Below are 18,504 nucleotides of genomic sequence, written 5' to 3' on the forward strand. Positions count from 1 at the left end.
ATCACCTCGGAACAGGATCATTCATGTCACCCACCCCTGCCCATCCCCGTCTGGGCCGCAGAGGATTTCTCGCCCTCGCCGGCGGGGCTGCCATAGGCATCGCCGGATGCGCGCCGCCGCCCGATCCAGCGGTCCGGTCCGCCTCCGTCAAAGCCCTTTCCACGGCCCAGCCGCCGCCGAACACCTCGCTCACCATCGCCGTACGCACCTCACGCATTCAGTTCGCCGAATCGGGCCTGTCGAAGGATCTTCCCTTCAAGGTGTCCGAATGGCCGAACCTCTCCGCGGGCCCGGACATCATCCAGGGTTTCCGGGCGCGTTCCATCGATCTGGCGAGCAATGCAGGAATTCCCCCGATCCAGGCCCACGCCATCGGGGTGGCCGCCCGCATCGTGGCCGTCCAGGTGCGCCGGAAGCCGACGTACGTCTTCGCCACGGCCCCCGGCTCGTCCATCGCCGGCGTGGACGACTTCCGGGGCAAGAAGATCGGGTTCTCGCAGGGGCAGGCCCAGGGCGTGGTCGTGCTGCGCGCCCTGAAGAACGCCGGGCTGACCCCGAAGGACGTACAGCTGGTGGCTCTCCCCAGCACCCAGTTCCTGACCGCCCTGCAGTCGAAGCAGGTCGACGTCGCGCCGCTGGGCGAACCGACGCTCACCAAGTACCTCTCGCAGTACCGCAAGGACGGCGCTCGTGACATACGTACGGACGTGGTCGACCTGCTGACGGTGCTGTGGGCTCCCGTCGAGGTCCTGGACGATCCCGCGAAGGCCGCGGCGGTCCGCAGCTTCGTTCCGTTGTGGGCGCGGGGCTCGGTGTGGGCGTGGGAGAACACGAACCGCTGGATCGACGCGTACTACGTCAAGGACCAGGGCGTCAGCCGGGAGGACGGCAAACGGATCGTGGCCTCGCTCAACAAGCCGCACTTCCCGGCGCGTTGGGACGAGGCGATCGCCTGGGAGCAGGAGACCGCCGAGCTGATGGCCGACGGCGGCTTCGTGCCCCGGTTCGACGTCGAGCAGCTCTTCGACCGACGTTTCGAGAGCCTGGCGGCCGAGGCCGTCGACGCCCAGTACCGGGAGGGAGCATGACCGAGGCGCTGACCCCCGCGCGGGCCTCGCGGGGTATCGCGGTCGCCGACGACCGCCGCACCCAGGACCCGGCCGTCGGCAAACCGGCGGCGGAGCCGGGCTGCGGCGGCCGACCACCCGGCCCCGGCGACAGGACGGACAAGGAGGGTGACCGGAGACGACGACGGCTCGGTCCGGGCCGGGCGGTGCCCTTCGGCCGCTTGCTGGGACCGGCGCTGCTCATCGTGGCCTGGTGGGCCGCCTCGGCCGCCGGGGTGCTCGATCCGCGCATCCTGTCCGGCCCGGAGAACGTGGTGTCCACCGCCGTCGATCTGGTGGCGGACGGGCGGCTCCAGGGCAACGTGCTGATCTCCCTGCAGCGCGCGGGCCTCGGACTCCTCTTCGGTGTCGTGGCCGGCGTCACCCTGGCCGTCGTGGCGGGCCTCAGCCGCACGGGGGAGTACCTGGTCGACGGGCCGCTTCAGATCAAGCGGGCCATCCCGTCCTTGGCGATGCTGCCGCTGCTGATCCTCTGGCTCGGCATCGGCGAGGACATGAAGGTCACGGTGATCGCGCTCGGCGTGGCCGTGAACATGTACATCAACACGTATGCCTCGCTGACCAGCATCGACAGCCGCCACGTCGAACTCGCCGAGGTCCTGCGGCTGAGCCGGTGGCGCTTCGTGCGGAAGGTCGTGGTCCCGGGCTCGCTGCCGGGGTTCTTCGTGGGACTGCGGCTGGGCGTGACCTCGTCGTGGCTCGGTCTGATCGTCGTGGAGCAGATCAACGCGACCAGCGGCATCGGTTACATGATGTTCCAGGCCCAGCAGTACGCCCAGTCCGACGTGATCATCGTGGGCCTGGTGGCGTACGGAGTCTTCGGCTTCGCCTCCGACGCCCTCGTCCGCGCTGTCGAGAGGAGGGCCCTGTCGTGGCGACGTACCCTGGCGGGCTGACCGAGGCGGCACAGCCGTCGAAGGACCTGGCCTCCCCGGCCGTCCGCACATCACCGGCCGTCACCTCACCGGCCGTCCGCACGCGCAGGCTGGTCCGCAGATTCGGCGAGCGGTCCGTGCTCAAGGGAATCGATCTCGACCTGGCGCCGGGCGAGTTCACCGCCCTGCTCGGGCGCAGCGGATCGGGCAAGTCGACGCTGCTGCGCGCCGTGGCCCGGCTGGACCACAGCGTCGAGGGGACGGGTGAACTCGTCGTACCCGACCGGGTGTCGCTCTCCTTCCAGGACTCGCGGCTGCTGCCCTGGCTGCGCGTGCTGGACAACGTGGTGCTGGGGCTTCGTGGCCCCCTCGTCCGGGAGCGCGGACTGACCGCCCTCGAAGAGGTCGGGCTCGCGGGCCGGGACCGGTCCTGGCCGCACGAACTCTCCGGCGGTGAACAGCAGCGGGCCGCGCTCGCCCGCGCCCTGGTCCACGATCCCGAACTGCTGCTCGCGGACGAGCCGTTCGGCGCGCTCGACGCGCTGACCCGGATCAAGATGCACGGTCTGCTGCGCGAACTGTACGAACGCCACCGCCCGGCCGTCCTGCTGGTCACCCACGATGTCGACGAGGCCGTCGAGCTGGCCGACCGGGTGCTGGTCCTGGAGGACGGCGAGATCTCGCTGGACATCACGGTCGACCTGCCCACCCCGCGCAGCCGGCGCGACCCCCGGTTCCAGGAGTACCGGGACGCCCTGCTCGCCGCCCTCGGCGTGACGACGCCCGCCGCACCCCCGTACGCCTCCCCGAAGGAGAAGCCCCATGTCCCGCACGTCTGACGGCGCCGCCGACCGCACCCCGGCGGCCGGCGAGCCTGTCCGCAAGCGCCTCCACCTCAACGCGTTCCTGATGTCGGTGGGCCACCACGAGGCCGCGTGGCGACTGTCCGAGAGCCCGGCGGGGGGCGGTACCGACATCGCCCACTACCAGAACCTGGCCAGGATCGCCGAACGAGGCAAGCTGGACTCGGTGTTCCTCGCCGACAGCCCGGTCCTCCACGGCGACCCGGGGCGGCGTCCGTCCAGCAAGCTGGAGCCGACCGTCCTGCTGACCGCGCTGGCCGTGGTCACCAGCCGGATCGGGCTGATCGCCACCGCGTCGACCAGCTACAACGAACCCTTCAACCTCGCCCGGCGCTTCGCCTCCTTGGACCATGTGTCCGGCGGGCGCGCCGGCTGGAACATCGTCACGACGGCCGGCGCCGACGCGGCCCGCAACTTCGGCCTCGACGACACCCCCCTGCACCACGAACGCTACGAACGTGCCGCCGAGTTCGTCGACGTGGCCACCAAGCTCTGGGACAGCTGGGCGGACGACGCCGTCGTCGCCGACAAGGAGCGCGGCGTGCACGCCCTGGCGGACCGGGTGCGGCGCATCGACCACCGGGGCGCCCACTTCCGGGTCGACGGACCGCTGAACGTCGAGCGCTCGCCCCAGGGCCGCCCGCTGCTGGTGCAGGCCGGATCCAGTGAGGACGGGAAGGAGTTCGCGGCCCGCTACGCGGAGGCCGTGTTCACCGCGCAGCAGACCCTGGAGGACGGCATCGCCTTCTACAAGGACGTCAAGCAGCGTGCCGTCGCCTTCGGCCGGGACCCCGACGAGATCAAGATCCTCCCGGGGATCGTGCCGGTCATCGGTGACACGGAGGCCGAGGCCCGGGAGCTGGACGCGGAGCTCGACCGGCTGATCGCCCCCGAGTACGCCAAGCGTCAGCTCGCGCAGCGGCTGCGGATCGCGCCGGAGGACCTCGACCTCGATCGCGAGCTGCCCGACGACATTCCCACCGAGGACGAGATCGAGGGGGCCAAGAGCCGCTACACCCTCATCGTGGACCTCGCCCGGCGCGAGAGGCTGACGGTGCGCCAGCTGATCGGCCGGCTGGGCGGCGGGCGCGGTCACCGCACCTTCGCCGGGACCGCCGAGCAGGTCGCCGACACGATCGAGCACTGGTACGAGAGCGGGGCGGCGGACGGGTTCAACATCATGCCCGCGGTGCTGCCGTCGGGCCTGGAACGATTTGTCGACCGCGTCGTGCCGATCCTCCAGGAACGCGGCCTGTTCCGCTCCGAGTACGACGGCACGACCCTGCGCGAGCACTACGGCCTGGCCCGCCCGGCCAACCGGTACTTCGACGCGCCGACGACCGACGTCGCCGCCGAAGCCCCCGCCCAGGTCACCGCCGAGGCCGGCACCGGTGACAGTGCCGACTCCGACCGCCCTGCCGCCGCCCTGGTGGACGCACGGTGACCGGTTGTCCCTCGCAGACCGGGCAGGAAGACACCCCGCCGGAGCCGGCCGCCACCACGGCGGCCGGTCCCGGCGGGACCCGGCAGGCCGGCTGGGCCCGGCGGCTCCTCGGCTACTGCCTCCGTCACCGCCGTGACCTCGCCCTCGCGTACGGTGCCGCGGTCGTCGCCGCCGTGGCCACCGCGGCGCTGCCGCTCGTCCTGCGCCATGTCGTCGACACGGTCTCGGCCGGGACGGCCGGGTCGCTGACGCCCTGGCTCGTCCTTCTGGTCACCCTCGGAGCCGTCCGCTTCGGTGCGAGCTTCACCCGGCGCTACCGGTCGGGCAGGGTCTCGCTCGGGGTCCAGTACGACCTGCGCAACGACGCATTCGCCTCGCTCGTGCGGCTCGGCGGGTCCAAGCAGGACGAGCTGCGGACGGGGCAGGCGGTGAGCCGCTCCATCTCGGACATCACCCTGATCCAGACGTTGCTCCAGTTCCTGCCGAACCTCACGGGCAACGTGCTGATGTTCCTGACCTCCGTGGTCCTCATGGCGCTGCTCTCCCCGCTGCTGACCGCCGTCGCCCTGGTCGTGGGGCCGCTGCTCTGGCTGATCGCGTTCCGCAGCCGTCGCGACCTCTTCCCGGCGAACTGGCACGCCCAGCAGGAGGCGGCCGAGGTCGCCGCCGCCGTGGAGGCGACGGTCACCGGCGTGCGGGTGGTGAAGGGATTCGGGCAGGAGCAGCGGGAGCTGGCTGGTCTGGACACTCGTGCGCGTCGGCTCTTCGCCTCCCGGATGCGGGTGGTGCGCTACACCAGCCGGTACAACCCCGCGCTCCAGGCCGTGCCGGCCCTGGGACAGGTCGCCGTGCTCGCGCTCGGCGGCTGGATGGCGCTGGACGGCCGCATCTCGTTGGGCACCTTCCTCGCCTTCACGACGTACCTCGGCTCGTTCGTCACTCCGGTCCGGCAGCTGGCCACCCTGCTCACGGTCTGGCAGCCCGCCCGCGCTGGCGCCGTCCGTGTCATGGAGGTCATCGACGAGACGTCCGGGCTGGCGGAGGCACCGCGCCCGGTGGAGCTGCCGGCCGGATCGCCGTCCGTCTCCTGGGAGGACGTCACCTTCGGGTACGGCGGCGGCGAGCCGCTCCTGCGCGGCTTCTCGCTGGACATCCGGCCGGGGGAGACCGTCGCTCTGATCGGTCTCGCGGGATCCGGGAAGTCGACGGCGGCCGCGCTGCTCCCTCGCTTCTACGACGTCGAAGGCGGCCGGGTCCTGGTCGGGGGCCACGACGTGCGCGAAGTGTCCTTGGACTCCCTGCGCTCCCGGATCGGCTTCGTGTTCGAGGAGTCGTTGCTGCTCTCCGACACCGTACGGGCCAACATCGCGTACGGACTGCCCGACGCGGGGGACGAACGGATCCGCGCGGCGGCCCGGCTCGCCCGCGCCGACGAGTTCATCGAGCGGCTGCCCCACGGCTACGACACGGTCGTCGGTGAGCAGGGGCTCACGCTCTCCGGTGGCCAGCGGCAGCGGATCGCCCTCGCCAGGGCGCTGCTGTGCGAGCCCGACGTGCTCGTCCTCGACGACGCCACGTCGGCGATCGACACCCGGGTGGAGGCGGAGATCCACGATGCCCTCCGGACGGCGGCGCGTCGGCCCACGACACTGATCGTGGCGCACCGGCGCTCCACCCTGGAACTGGCCGACCGGATCGCCGTGCTCGACGACGGCCGCGTCGTCGACACCGGCACGCTGGACGAACTGCGTTCCCGTTCGACGTTGTTGCGCTCCCTGCTGTCGGCCCCCGACCAACCGTCCGGGGCGGCGGAGGACGCTGCCGCCCCCGGTTCCGCCGGAACCCCGGCCGTCGCCGACGTGAAGGCCGTGGTCACGGCCGAGCTCTGGCGGCGGGACGTGGACGGCGCGTCCGACGACGAGGGCGGCGAGGCCTCGGTCCGTGCCGCCCAGGCGTTCGCGGAGGCGGCGGCGACGTCCGGACCCGGTCGTGGGGCGCCGGGCGGCGGCGGGCTGCTCGGCTCCGCCCCGCCGAACCCCGAGGTCCTCGCAGGCCTCGCCCGGCTTCCGATGCCCAAGGCCGATCCGGGGCTCCCGATGGAGGTCGCATCGGCCGCCGAGCCCGACCTGGGCCTGGGACGGCTGCTGCGCCCCTTCAGAGGGCCGCTGCTGATCGGGCTGCTCCTGGTCGCACTGGACGCGCTCGCCCAGATCGCCGTACCGGTGCTGGTCGGACACGGGGTCGACGACGGGGTGGCGCAAGGAGCCAGAGGCGCCCTGCTCGCGGCCGCGGCGGCCGCCGCCGTCGTGGTGGCGGCGAACTGGGCCGTCGGCGTCCTACAGGTCCGCACGACGGGCCGGACCGGCGAGCGTCTGCTGTACACGCTGCGGGTGAAGACGTTCGCCCAGTTGCAGCGGCTCGGACTCGACTACTACGAGCGCGAGCTGGGCGGCCGGATCATGACCCGGATGACGACGGACGTGGACGCCCTGTCCACGTTCATGCAGACGGGACTGATCACGGCCGTGGTGAGCGGGCTGACGGTCGTGGGCGTGCTCGCCGCCCTGCTCGTGATCGACGCCGGCCTCGCCCTGGTCCTCGTCGCCGCGGTGCCGGTGCTGGCCGTCGCGACGGCCGTGTTCCGCCATCACTCCGTACCGGCGTACCGGGACGCCCGGGAGCGCGTCAGCGTCGTCAACGCCGCGCTGCAGGAGAACGTCGCTACGATCCGGGTCACCCAGGCCTTCCGCCGGGAGGACCACAACGCGCGGCACTTCGCGTGCCTCGCGGGCGAGTTCCGGGACTCCCGGCTGCGCGCGCAGCGGTTCATGGGTGTCTTCTTCCCGTTCGTGGAGTTCCTCGGCACGCTGTCCGCGGCCACGGTCCTGGCCGTCGGCGCGGGCAGGGTGACGGCGGGGGAGCTCACGGCGGGGACCCTCATCGCGTTCCTGCTGTACGTGGAGCTGTTCTTCGCCCCGATCCAGCAGCTGTCCCAGGTGTTCGACGGCTACCAGCAGGCGGTCATCGGCCTCTCCCGGCTGAGGGCCCTCATGCGGACGCCGACCGGCACGCCAGGCGCGGACCGCCCCCGACGGGTGGACCGGCTGCGCGGCGCGCTCGAGTTCGACGGCGTGTCCTTCGCGTACCCCGGGGGCCGTGAGGTGCTGAGCGACCTGCGGCTGCGGGTCGCCCCGGGAGAGACCGTCGCGCTGGTGGGCACGACGGGCGCGGGGAAGTCCACGGTCGTCAAACTCCTCGCCCGCTTCTACGATCCCTCCGCCGGTCATGTCCGCGTGGATGGGGACGACCTGCGCGAGCTGGACCTGACGGCGTACCGGCGCCGACTGGGCGTCGTCCCCCAGGAGCCCCACCTCTTCAGCGGAACGGTGCGGGACGCCATCGCCTACGGGCGTCCCGACGCACCGGACGCCGATGTCGAGGCGGCGGCGCGGGCTGTCGGCGCGCACGACATGGTCGCGGGGCTGCCCCGGGGCTATCTGCAACAGGTCGGTGAGCGGGGCCGGAACCTGTCCGCGGGCCAGCGTCAGCTCATCGCGCTGGCGCGCGCCGAACTCGTCGATCCCGACGTGCTGTTGCTGGACGAGGCCACGGCCTCGCTCGACCTGGCCACCGAACGGCGGGTGGCCGCCGCGACGGCCGCGCTGACCCGTCGCCGTACGACCGTCGTCGTGGCGCACCGGCTCACCACCGCCGCGCGCGCCGACCGTGTCGTGGTCCTCGATGGCGGCAGGATCGCGGAGACGGGCACGCACGAGGAGCTGCTCGCGGCCGACGGCCCCTACCGCCGGCTCTGGGACGCCTTCCGCGACGGCTCCGGGCACGCGGCCCCCATCGATCCCCATCCCACCGATCCCCACCCCACCGATCAACTCATGCAGGAGAGTGCGCGATGACGCAGTACCGCAGTCTGGGCCGTACGGGCGTGAAGGTCAGCCCGCTGTGCCTCGGGACGATGATGTTCGGAGCGCGGGGCAACCGCGATCACGAGGACTCCGTACGCATCATCCGGCGGGCCCTCGACGCGGGCATCAACTTCGTCGACACGGCCGACGTCTACTCCGCGGGCGAGTCGGAGACGATCGTCGGCAAGGCCCTGGCCGGTGGGCGCCGGGACGACGTGGTGCTCGCGACCAAGTTCCACGGCAGCCTGGGGGAGGACGTCAACGAGCGGGGCAACTCGCGCCGCTGGATCGTCCGGGAGGTCGAGAACAGCCTGCGCCGTCTGGGCACCGACTGGATCGACCTCTACCAGGTCCACCGGCCGGAGCCGGACACCGACTTCGACGAGACGCTCGGCGCCCTGACGGATCTCGTGCGCCAGGGGAAGATCCGCTACATCGGTACGTCGACGTTCGAGCCGTCCGCGATCGTCGAGGGCCAGTGGATCGCCGAGCGGCGGGGGCGGGAGCGGGTGGTCGCGGAGCAGCCGCCGTACTCGCTGCTCGCCCGGGGCGTGGAGCGTGAGGTGCTGCCGGTGGCGCAGCGCTACGGACTCGGTGTGCTCGCCTGGAGTCCGCTGGCGGGCGGCTGGCTGTCCGGCCGCTACCGCAAGGGGGCGGAGCAGCCCCGCTCCAGCCGTGCGGACCGGCAGGCCGAGCGCTTCGACATCGCGTCCCCCGAGAACGCGGCGAAGCTCGACGCGGCCGAGGCCCTCGCGCAGCTCGCCGAGGAGGCGGGCCTGACGCTGATCCAGCTCGCCCTCGCCTTCGTCCTCGAACACCCGGCGGTCACGTCGGCCATCATCGGCCCGCGCACGTTCGACCAGCTGGAGAGCCAGCTCGGCGCGGACGACGTCCTGCTGAGCCAGGACGTCCTCGACCGGATCGACAAGATCGTGCCTCCGGGCACCAACCTCTCGGCGCGCGACGCGGGCTATACCCCGCCGTCGCTCACGGAACCGGCCCTGCGCCGCCGCACCCGCTGACGCCAACCGGACCGCGCTCCCACGGGGGCGCGGTCCGGAGCGTGGCACCACCTGCACCCGACCTCGGACGGTCGGAGGCGTCGTGGTGGCGGCGTCAGCGAGTGGAGTGGTCGATGACGTTGCCGTTGGAGCAGTTGTCGGTGTGGTCCGAGACGTAGTCGCCGAGGACGGGCACAACGGCGACCTCGGCGAGGCACACGGCTGCGGCGGTGAAGTTCCAGTTGTTGGCGGCGTTGATGCCACCGCCGAATTTGGAGTCGTTGTCGGCGTGGGCCGGAGCGGCCAGGGCGGCGGCGCAGAGCGCGGTGGCGGCTACAGTGATGATCTTCTTCATGGTGACGGGAACGACGCCGCCCGGGAGAGGACACGGGTGCGTCGGCTCACCGGCGTACGAGGAGCGGCGAAGCAGCCGCACGTCCGTCAGGCTTCAGGCGCGTCGGCGGGCCGGGTCGGGGACAGCTCCTGACCAAGGCGTACGGCGAGTGCGGCGATGTCGTCGTCGAGGCGTCCTCTGCTGTAGCGGAGAAGATCACGGTGAAGGGTCGCGAGCAGCTCGCGGGGCGGTGTGGGCGGCTGTCGACGCATCCAGGCCGCCAGCGGGAAGAACTCGCCCTCGTGGGAGCGGGCCTCGGCGATTCCGTCGGTGTAGAGAAGCAGCAGGTCGCTGGGGGCGAAGTCGAAGGTGTCGATGGTGTAGTGATCACCGATCAACTCGGCCAGGCTGAGCGGGGGCGAGGGGGCGGCGGGCTCGAGGATGCGGAGTTCCCCGTGGTTCAGGAGCAGTGGCGGGGGATGTCCGCAGTTGAGGATGGCGATACGTCCGCCCTCGTGCGGGATCTCGGCGAGAAGGGCGGTGGCGAAGCGCTCCATCGGCCCCTCGGGAGGAAAGGCGGCGTTGTAGCGGGTGCTGCCGGCGTCCAGCCTCCGTGCGACGTCGGCCATGTCCCTCTCGCTGCGCGCCGCCTCCCGGAACGCGTTGACGATCGCCGCGGCCGCCCCCACCGCCGGCAGGCCCTTGCCCCGCACGTCACCGATGAGGAGCCTGACCCCGTAGGGCGTGTCGACCACCTCGTAGAAGTCCCCGCCGATGCGGGCCTCCGCCGCGGCCGCGAGGTAGAGCGACTCGATCTCGACGCGCCCCAGGCGGCGTGGCATGGGGCTCAGCACCACCTGCTGCGCCGCGTCGGCGACGAGCCGCACCTGAAAGAGGGTGCGCTCCCGCTGGAGCCGTACGTGACTCCCGTACGCGGCGGCCACGGTGACCGCGATGATCCCCGCAGCCGTCCACCACGTTCCCAGATCGGGGAAGACGAGACTGAGGCCGATCATCAGGCAGAGACAGACCGTCCCGAGCAGGATCGTGGGGAGGACCGGCCACATGGCGGCGGCGAGCGCCGGCGCCGCGGGCAGGAGGCGGCTGAAGGCCATTTCCGGCGGCGTGGCATAGGCCAGGCTGGCGATCACGACGGTCAGAGTGACCGGCGACAGCCGCACGAACCACCCGCGGCTGTAGCGCCGACGGAGCCACGGCCGTCCAGACTCGATCACAGGTCCCACAATATCCATGCAAAGGGGGCAAAGCGCTCTGGCGATGCGGAGCCCTCCCGGACCGGCTCGCCCGCGGGCGCCGCCCCCAGCGGTGCGACCGCAGCCCCCAGGCCTTCAACGGCCGAGCTTCGGGGAGCGCGCGGTGTCACCCGTGTGCTGCACCTGTGGCGAATCCTCCGCGCGGCGGCCGACGGCCGGAGTCTCCCGCCGTCCAGCCCGAGCAGGGCCGGCGCACGGCTCGCCGCCGGGACCTGCCCTGTCATTCACGCTGCTTATGCTTGATTCAGCGGCATCGTCTACCGCCTCCCCTCGAAGCGAGCCTAACGTGGCTGGCAGGTCGCGGTCATAACTCGTACCCGCATTCTCTGCCCATCGAGGAGGGTATAGCCATGGCGTATCTTGCGATCACCGCCGTGTGGTCACCGCCCTGACCTCGCTGCTGGACGCGGCCACCAGAGGTGCGCGTCCACGGCGCCGTCCGAGCCTTCGCAGGATCACCGGCCAGGACGGCCGCTGTCCCACCTCGTCCGGGTCGCCGCGGTCCCCGGCGCTACGCCCACGTCGCGACGGTCGGGACCTCACGCGGTACGAGGTGTCGACCGTCAGCCGCCTCGCATCGTTTCGGGACGCAGTCGCCGCGAGTGTCCACGTCCGCATCGGTGACATCGCCACGGGCGACGTGGGCTACGTGGGCGCCCCCACGCAGCCGACCGTCGTCGGGACGCACCTGTTGACCGCGCTGATCCGGTTCAGCCGTGTCGACGGCTACCTCGTCTGCGACCCCTACGTCTGACCACCACACACGCACCGGACACCCATCCTCATTCACCCGTCCGGGCACCTCACCGCAACAGGAGCACCGCTTCCTGAACAAGAACCTCTTCGCCACCCTCTACAACACCGACCCCGAGAAGATCCTTCTGGTGAACCACCCCTTGGCCCTGGCCGTGAAGGTGTCCCTGCCGCGCCCGACGGTCCAGGGCGACCGGCGCGACACCGACCGCTACGCCGGGCAGCAGTACGCCCCGCTCCTGGACATGGAAGTCGCCCCGTCATGACCGGACACGAGGCGGTGGGTCAGGGGCGGCCCGGCCTGCCCACGTCCTGGCTGGTCACCGTACCCACCTGTCAGACGCGCCACGGGCGGACCGTCCACGGCGCCCGCTCGTGGATCGTCGAGGCCTTCGACCACCCAGGCGCACTGGGCCGGGCCGCCGAACTGGCCCAAGCGCTCACCGACCTCCTCACCGGCCCCCCTGTGGCGCGGCCTCCCACCACGTAGGCGCAGCCGGCTGCCAGCGCGCGGACCGGCGCACGCTCCGGCCGGTGCGGGACGCGCTGGCCGTCGTCGCCTTCACCGACTTCTCCCTGGCACCGACCGCGCTCGACCCCGGCGCCCCACACGCGCGCTCCCCGCGGGGTGACCGGGGGAGTGGGGAGGTCCAGGTGAGAGTGCCCGACGGTGGTTGGCGGTCGTCAGCCTGCTCCACGCGGGGAGCGTACGCGCTGCCGCGATGGCCCGGCGGGCTCCCAGTTGCTGCTTGCTGCGGCAGATCGTCAAACCCACCGCCTCCGGCAGCCCCGCCGCGCTCCTCTCCTCACCCGCGCCGACAAGGACCACGCACGCTCGAAGGCAACCGCGGCATCCTACGGAGCCGGTCAGGGCGGCAAGGTCGCCCGGTCGGCCTGCCGGGAGTGCCGGAGTCCCGGGACGGCTTCACAGTTGGCCCCATGAAGCGGATCGCAGGAGGCGCGAGTGGCTCCAGCGGGGGTCTGACGGCGGTCGACTGGGCCGTGGAAGCGGCTGCGCCGCGCGGAGCCAGGCTTCAGTCGGTGAACGTGTGTCTGTGGGAGGGGGAGCAGATCGTCGCCGTGCGGCAGCCGCGCGAGGTCCTCGAAGAGCAGGCATTGGCTCTACGGGAGAAGGCCCGTCAGCGCGCCCGGGCGGGCCACCCTGGTGTCGTCATCGCCGCCGAGAGGACCGCGGGCGCCCCTCCCGACTTCTGCCGACCCGCGCACCCGGCGTCGAGCCGCCGGCGCTGGGCTCACACCGCGCCGGCAAGCGCTACGGCGAGGCAGCGCATGCCCACCGACACCCCCCTCCTGATCGGCATGGCCGGGCTCGGCCCCACTTGCTCCAACCGGGCCCAGGGCCTGATGCGTGCGGGACGTCGTCGCCCCCCAGCTCGGCGAGTTCACGGGCAGGTCCTCTCCGTTGATGCGCGGCGAGTCCGGCGGCCACGTCGAAAGGAGGAACTGACGTGACGACACCCCGCAGCGCCGGCGGCCCCAGCCCTGATGACCACGTCATCGTCATCGCCGGGGCCACCGGCGACCTCGCCCGCCGCAAGCTCCTGCCCGGCCTGTACCACCTGGCCAGAGCAGGACTGCTCCCTGACCGCTATCGGATCATCGGATCAGCCCCCGCCGCGGTCACCCTCAGCGACGAGGAATTCCGCCAGCACGCGCACGACGCAGTCGCCGAGTTCGGCAGGGCGAAGCCCGAAGGCCGGGAGTGGCAGGAGTTCGAGAGCCGGCTGACCTTCGGCGCCGCCGATCCCGAAGACCCAAGCCCCCTGATCACCGCCGTACAAGAGGCAGAGCAGGCGATCGGCGGCAGCCCACGACGCCTCTTCCACCTCGCCGTACCCCCACAGGCATGCACCTCGGTCGTGCAGATGCTTGGTGCCTGCGGGCTCGCCCAGGACGCCCGGGTCATCGTGGAGAAACCGTTCGGCACGGATCTCGCCTCCGCGCGCGCCCTCAACCAGGACATCCATACGGTCTTCGACGAGTCCCGTGTCTTCCGTATCGACCACTTCCTGGGCAAGGAGTCCGTCGACAACATTCTCGCCCTCCGCTTCGCCAACGGGCTCCTCGAACCGGTCTGGAACCGTGACCACATCAGCCACGTGCAGATCGACGTGCCGGAACACATCGACATCCAGGGCCGCGCCCACTTCTTCGAGGGCACCGGCACCTTCCGCGACATGATCGTCACGCATCTGTTCCAACTGCTCGGGTTCATCGCCATGGAACCGCCGGCCACCCTGGACGCGAACGCCCTGCGTGCCGAGAAGGACAAGGTCTTCGAGAGCCTGCGTCCCCTCGACCCGGCCCGAGTGGTCCGCGGGCAGTACGTCGGCTACCGCGACGAACCAGGAGTCGACCCCGCCTCCGACACCGAGACCTTCGCCGCCCTGCGCCTCGAGATCGACAACTGGCGGTGGGCCGGTGTCCCCTTCTACCTTCGCTCCGGCAAGGCGCTCGCCGCGAGCCGCCACGTCATCACCCTCGGCTTCCGCGAACCACCGCTGCGCATGTTCCCGCTGGCGGCCCAGGAGTCCGCCGACGGCCGCCACAACGAACTGGTCATCGACTTCGACGACCCCGGCACCATCACGGCCCGCTTCCTGGCCAAACAACCCGGCCCCGACATGCGCCTGACCCAAGCCGAGATGGTCTTCGACTACGCCGGATCCTTTGCACAGGACCACGCGCTAGAGGGCTACGAGCGCCTCATCCTGGACGCGATGCTGGGCGACCAGTCCTTGTTCACCGACGCTGCGGGCATCGAACGCCTCTGGGAGGTATCCGCCCCGCTGTTCCAGTCCCCGCCCCCGGTCGAGCCGTACGCCCCGGGGTCCTGGGGACCGAACAGCCTGCAAGAGCTCATCGAGCCGCACCGCTGGCATCTGCCCGAAGGCCGGTCACAAGGGAGCCGGTCATGAGTGAAGGGGGCGACCTGCTGCTGGTTCGCCACGGCCGGACCGAGTGGAGCGAGACCGGCCGGCACACCGGCCTCACCGACCTACCCCTGACACCGCGTGGGGAGCAACGGGCCGCCGCGCTGGCGCCGTACTTCGCCGGGCGCAGCTTCGCGCTGGTGCTGGCCAGCCCACTGCGGCGGGCGGCACAAACCGCGTCCCTCGCCGGAATGTCCGACGTGGAGTACGACCAGGACCTGCGGGAGTGGGACTACGGCGCCTACGAGGGGCTGACGAGCGCCGCGATCGAGCGGAGTCGGCCGGGGTGGTCGCTGTGGAGGGATGGTGTCCCTGCTGGCCCCGAAGACCATCCGGGCGAGAGCGCGGGCCAGGTGGGACGGCGTGTCGACCGGGTACTCGCCCGGGTCAGGGAGGCCGTCGCGGAGCGCAGCGGTGACGTGGTGCTGTTCGCCCACGCTCATGTCCTGCGGGTGCTGACCGCCCGTTACCTTCAGCTGCCGCCCACTGAGGGGCGCCTGTTCCGGCTGGATACGGGCACCGTGAGCCGGTTGTCCCACGAACACGGCCTCCCCGTCGTCGCCCGGTGGAACGTTCCCACGCAGTGACACGGTCCCGGCCCAAGTCGAGGTGGCGGACGAACTCGATCTCAGCGAGAGTCGCAGCACCGACCGACTTCACCCGGTACGGGGGTTGGGCGCGCGGCCACGGATCGCGCCACGGTGAGCATCGCTAGCGGCGGGCGGCCGTGAGGCTGTCGGCGAGGCGAAGGAGGTCCGCCGCGAGCGGGGAGTCGGCACTCCAGACCGCCTCGAAGGAGATCTGCACCTCGCGGCCTTCGTTCAGGAGCGGCCGGTGGGGCACGTCGGGCGAGGTGAGCTTGGAGCGCGGGACCATGGCCGAGCCCAGGCCCAGCTTCGTCCAGTCCTCGAGGACCTGGTAGCTGGCGGCCTCGCCCGGATAGGTGCGCAGAGGTATCTCGTGGGCCTGGAAGAGCTGCGTGGTGAACGTGGTGAGGCCGCAGGTGTCCGGCACGAGGATGAAGCACTCCTCGCCGGCCTTGGCGAGTTCGAGCGGAGCCGCTTCCGTGACGTCGGGGCTGACGACGACGATCGGCTCGACGTCGATGACCCGGTGCTCGAAGCGAGGCATCGCGGCCACGGCGGGGATGAGGACGATGTCGAGCTGCCCGGCCAGCAGGCATTCGCGCAGGTCCTGCATGTTCGCCTCGCGCAGTACGAGATCGCGGGGCGCGGGCAGGTCCTGGACCATGCTGAACGCCCGGGCGACCAGCGGGGAGCTGATCAGGGGCGAGACCCCCATGCGGATCTTCTGCTCGCCGGGTTCCGTGAGCCGCCTGGCTTCCGCCGCGACGGCGTCGAGCGCGTTTAGGGAGCGTTCGATCAGCGGCAGGATCCGCGCGCCGAAAGCGGTCTGTGTGACGCCGCGCGGGGAGCGGTCGAAGAGTTTGTCGCCGAGACGCTCCTCCAGCTTGGCGATCCCGTTGGACAGGGCGGGCTGCGTGACACCGTAAGAGCGAGCGGCGGCGCTGAACGACCTGGTCTCGGCGACCGCCTGGGCGTACCGGAGCCCTTCGAGGTTCAGGCGATCGGTCATAGCCATCGCTTATCGCTCCATTCACTCACGCCCCCTACCGAGCGACTCTGCCTCTGTCTACGGTGAGATGCCTGCCGTTCAAGCATAACCAGTACCTATGGAGACAGTCGCCATGCCGGACAGCGCTGTGACCATGGTCGTGACCGAGCCCCGTGGCCCGCTGCGCCCGTCCGTTGCCGGGACGGTATCGCCGAGGAGCGGGTGGGTCCGTGTGTCGGTGGTGGCGTCCGGTGTGTGCGGCGCCGACATCGGAACGGCTGCCGCCACAGGCCCGGACACCGTCTTCCCGGTCACCCCCGGGCATGAGGTCGCCGGAGTCATCACCGAGCTGGGTGACCGGGTGGAGGGCTGGGTGGTGGGGGACCGGGTTGCGGTGGGGTGGTTCGGCGGCAGCTGCGGGCACTGCTCGTTCTGCCGGGCTGGCGACGTCGTCCACTGTCCCGAACGCAAGATTCCCGGCCTGTCCTACCCGGGCGGCTGGGCCCAGAGCATCACCGTGCCCGCCGACGCACTCGCCCGCATCCCCGACACGCTCGACCTCTTCGACGCCGCCCCGTTCGGCTGCGCGGGCGTGACGACCTTCAACGCCGTCCGCCAGGCCGGCATCCACGCGGGCGGACGTGTCGCCGTGTTCGGTATGGGCGGCCTGGGACACCTGGCCCTCCAGTTCGCGGCGAAGCTCGGGTACGAGACCGTCGCCATCGCCCGAGGCGGCGACCGCGAGAAGCTCGCGCGCGACCTCGGTGCCCACCACTACATCGACTGCGACGAGCAGAAGCCCGGGGCCGCGCTGAAGGAACTCGGCGGCGCCGATCTCATCGTCTGCACGGCCTCTTCCACCGCCCCCGCCGACGAGTTGCTCACCGGCCTCAACACGCACGGGCAGCTCACCCTCGTCGGCGTCGACGCGGGCTCCGTCACCGTTCCGGCGGCCCAACTCGTCATGCACGGTCACGCCCTCACCGGACACCTGACCGGCACCCCGCGCGAGACCGAACAAGCGCTGGCGTTCGCCGCCACCAACGGCGTCCGGCCCGTGATCGAACGCATGCCGCTGACAGAGGCCGGCGACGCCGTCACCCGACTGCGTTCCGGATCCCCCACTTCCGCATCGTCCTCGACACCACCGACACCGAGTAACCACCGGCCCCCCACCTCGGTGCCAGGCGATCTCCCGGCCGGTGAGGAGGACGTTCAGGGGGGGCCGACCGTCGCCGCGACCTTGAGAATGCCCAAGCACACGATGCTCTCGGCGTCGACCCGCGCGTACCTCAGCCGTGTGTCGCCAAGGACCACGGACGCGGTCCAGCGGGGCGAGGCGGCGAAGTCGTCGAGGACTCGACCCGTGGTGGCCGCCGTGCGGTTGATGACGAACCACGTACCGTGGCGAACGCCGGCTCGATGCCCGCACTGTTGCGACGAGGCGGAGGCGGCTGCCGGGGACCTCGCGCACGACCTCGCCCTACGGATTCCGTCCGAGGAGAGCTGAGGCCGCCCGTCCATCTCGCCCGCTGTGGCACCTGCCCTCGCGGGACGGGCTCACGACTCGTCGGCCACGATGTCGCTGGACGACAGGACCGCCCTTCTTCTGCGGTACACCACCATCCCGCACGCCGCGAGCAGGAGGACGGCAACGGCGGACACTCCGAGGGCCGTCCGCTCGGCGAAGAGTCTTCCCAGCACTTCGAGCACGCCGAGCCCAGCGGTCGCATAGATCAGCGCCCAGGCCGCTCCGCCCACGAACAGGGCGGGGAGGTAGCGCCGCAACGGCATGCGCATGCTGCCCGCGAGGAAGTTGGCGGCGGTCTGGAAACCGACAGTCAGGAAGGAGACGGCCACCACCGGCGCGCCCCACCGCTGGATTGCCTGCTCGGCGCGCCGGAACTTCGCCGAGGAGATCCGCTCGGCGAACCTGCTGCGCCGGGCACCGGCGCCGGCGAGCCATCCGACGGCGAATGTCCCTCCGGCACGGAGCAGGACGATGACGTACAGGGCTCCGGCCGTGAGCGCGATCTTATCCACGACGCCTCGTCCCGAGCGCCGGGCCGGAACCCGCGTCCCCCGTCATCCGCATGGGCGTCCCACCCGAGCGAGCACACGAGGCTCGGTCACCGTCTCTCACCTGCGCCCTGCCTCTGTCCGTTTCCTACCTGCGGCACCGGAACCCGAACCCGCACGCCCGGGTCCGCACACCAGGCAAGGCCAGCCTAACCGAACGTGCATACGGCGGATACAGGGCACCGGGCCACCCGAGGAACGACACTTCTGGGCGGCTCACCGACCGCGCAATCCCCTGCCAGAGCGGCAGGGCCTCGCTCTGACGCATCGCCGCCACCGGGGGGAGCGACCTGTAGGCAAGC

General features: G+C 71.5%; 17 protein-coding genes. 13 read left to right on the plus strand and 4 right to left on the minus strand.

Translation table 11 applies throughout. The features are described from left to right. Positions 1-23: 23 nt before the first annotated feature. From ACZ3OF_RS18355 to ACZ3OF_RS18380, 6 genes are read left to right on the plus strand one after another with little or no spacing between them, the layout of a single operon-like run. Positions 24-1,088 carry an ABC transporter substrate-binding protein gene (locus tag ACZ3OF_RS18355; protein ID WP_467305568.1) on the plus strand — a complete coding sequence of 355 codons (1,065 nt, stop codon included), beginning with the start codon at positions 24-26 and terminating at the stop codon, positions 1,086-1,088. After that, positions 1,085-2,023 (plus strand): ABC transporter permease, encoded by a 939-nt coding sequence (locus tag ACZ3OF_RS18360; protein ID WP_361675471.1) that lies wholly within the window; start codon positions 1,085-1,087, stop codon positions 2,021-2,023. The genes ACZ3OF_RS18355 and ACZ3OF_RS18360 overlap by 4 nt, the downstream gene beginning before the upstream one ends. Next, a complete protein-coding gene (locus tag ACZ3OF_RS18365) occupies positions 1,999-2,841 on the plus strand; it encodes an ABC transporter ATP-binding protein (RefSeq protein ID WP_467305571.1) in 843 nt (280 codons plus the stop codon). Before ACZ3OF_RS18360 ends, ACZ3OF_RS18365 begins: the two co-directional genes overlap by 25 nt. Continuing rightward, positions 2,825-4,309, plus strand: a complete 1,485-nt coding sequence (locus ACZ3OF_RS18370) for an LLM class flavin-dependent oxidoreductase (RefSeq protein ID WP_467305573.1) — start codon at positions 2,825-2,827, stop codon at positions 4,307-4,309. Before ACZ3OF_RS18365 ends, ACZ3OF_RS18370 begins: the two co-directional genes overlap by 17 nt. Next, a complete protein-coding gene (locus tag ACZ3OF_RS18375; RefSeq protein WP_467305575.1) occupies positions 4,306-8,223 on the plus strand; it encodes an ABC transporter ATP-binding protein in 3,918 nt (1,305 codons plus the stop codon). Before ACZ3OF_RS18370 ends, ACZ3OF_RS18375 begins: the two co-directional genes overlap by 4 nt. Continuing rightward, on the plus strand, positions 8,220-9,254 hold the full coding sequence (locus ACZ3OF_RS18380) for an aldo/keto reductase (protein ID WP_467305577.1): 1,035 nt from the start codon (positions 8,220-8,222) through the stop codon (positions 9,252-9,254). Before ACZ3OF_RS18375 ends, ACZ3OF_RS18380 begins: the two co-directional genes overlap by 4 nt. 94 nt (positions 9,255-9,348) lie before the next feature. Here the strand turns inward: ACZ3OF_RS18380 and ACZ3OF_RS18385 are convergent, their stop codons facing one another. Together ACZ3OF_RS18385 and ACZ3OF_RS18390 are read right to left on the minus strand one after the other, a co-directional pair. Then, positions 9,349-9,588, minus strand: coding sequence for a hypothetical protein (locus ACZ3OF_RS18385; protein ID WP_467305842.1), 240 nt, complete (start codon positions 9,586-9,588; stop codon positions 9,349-9,351). Between the two features lie 86 nt (positions 9,589-9,674). Further along, positions 9,675-10,802, minus strand: coding sequence for a PP2C family protein-serine/threonine phosphatase (locus ACZ3OF_RS18390; RefSeq protein ID WP_467305579.1), 1,128 nt, complete (start codon positions 10,800-10,802; stop codon positions 9,675-9,677). A 592-nt stretch (positions 10,803-11,394) separates the two neighbouring features. Between ACZ3OF_RS18390 and ACZ3OF_RS18395 the strand changes: the two genes are divergently transcribed. From ACZ3OF_RS18395 to ACZ3OF_RS18420, 6 genes are all read left to right on the plus strand, one after another. Continuing rightward, positions 11,395-11,595, plus strand: a complete 201-nt coding sequence (locus tag ACZ3OF_RS18395) for a hypothetical protein (protein WP_467305581.1) — start codon at positions 11,395-11,397, stop codon at positions 11,593-11,595. Next, positions 11,558-11,860 (plus strand): DUF4387 family protein, encoded by a 303-nt coding sequence (locus ACZ3OF_RS18400; RefSeq protein ID WP_467305583.1) that lies wholly within the window; start codon positions 11,558-11,560, stop codon positions 11,858-11,860. Before ACZ3OF_RS18395 ends, ACZ3OF_RS18400 begins: the two co-directional genes overlap by 38 nt. Beyond that, positions 11,857-12,084, plus strand: coding sequence for a hypothetical protein (locus ACZ3OF_RS18405; RefSeq protein WP_467305585.1), 228 nt, complete (start codon positions 11,857-11,859; stop codon positions 12,082-12,084). The genes ACZ3OF_RS18400 and ACZ3OF_RS18405 overlap by 4 nt, the downstream gene beginning before the upstream one ends. A gap of 449 nt (positions 12,085-12,533) precedes the next feature. After that, the gene (locus tag ACZ3OF_RS18410; protein WP_361675451.1) at positions 12,534-13,067 is read left to right on the plus strand and encodes a universal stress protein; all 534 of its coding nucleotides are present in this window, start codon (positions 12,534-12,536) and stop codon (positions 13,065-13,067) included. Beyond that, positions 13,064-14,533: a glucose-6-phosphate dehydrogenase gene (zwf, locus tag ACZ3OF_RS18415; RefSeq protein WP_361675448.1), complete on the plus strand. Its 1,470-nt coding sequence runs from the start codon at positions 13,064-13,066 to the stop codon at positions 14,531-14,533. The genes ACZ3OF_RS18410 and zwf overlap by 4 nt, the downstream gene beginning before the upstream one ends. Further along, positions 14,530-15,135 carry a histidine phosphatase family protein gene (locus ACZ3OF_RS18420; RefSeq protein ID WP_361675445.1) on the plus strand — a complete coding sequence of 202 codons (606 nt, stop codon included), beginning with the start codon at positions 14,530-14,532 and terminating at the stop codon, positions 15,133-15,135. Before zwf ends, ACZ3OF_RS18420 begins: the two co-directional genes overlap by 4 nt. A 124-nt stretch (positions 15,136-15,259) precedes the next feature. Here ACZ3OF_RS18420 and ACZ3OF_RS18425 read toward each other — a convergent pair whose 3' ends face one another. Continuing rightward, complete coding sequence (locus tag ACZ3OF_RS18425; protein ID WP_467305589.1) at positions 15,260-16,150, minus strand: LysR family transcriptional regulator; 891 nt, start codon at positions 16,148-16,150, stop codon at positions 15,260-15,262. Between the two features lie 106 nt (positions 16,151-16,256). Here ACZ3OF_RS18425 and ACZ3OF_RS18430 point away from each other — a divergent pair, with 106 nt between their 5' ends. Then, the gene (locus ACZ3OF_RS18430; RefSeq protein ID WP_467305591.1) at positions 16,257-17,633 is read left to right on the plus strand and encodes an alcohol dehydrogenase catalytic domain-containing protein; all 1,377 of its coding nucleotides are present in this window, start codon (positions 16,257-16,259) and stop codon (positions 17,631-17,633) included. 50 nt (positions 17,634-17,683) lie between these two features. On the opposite strand, the gene ACZ3OF_RS18435 is transcribed toward ACZ3OF_RS18430, so the two are convergent. Then, positions 17,684-18,166, minus strand: a complete 483-nt coding sequence (locus ACZ3OF_RS18435; protein ID WP_361675433.1) for a DedA family protein — start codon at positions 18,164-18,166, stop codon at positions 17,684-17,686. Between the last annotated feature and the right edge of the window lie 338 nt (positions 18,167-18,504).

This window comes from Streptomyces sp. NPDC022552 (genome assembly GCF_055561875.1).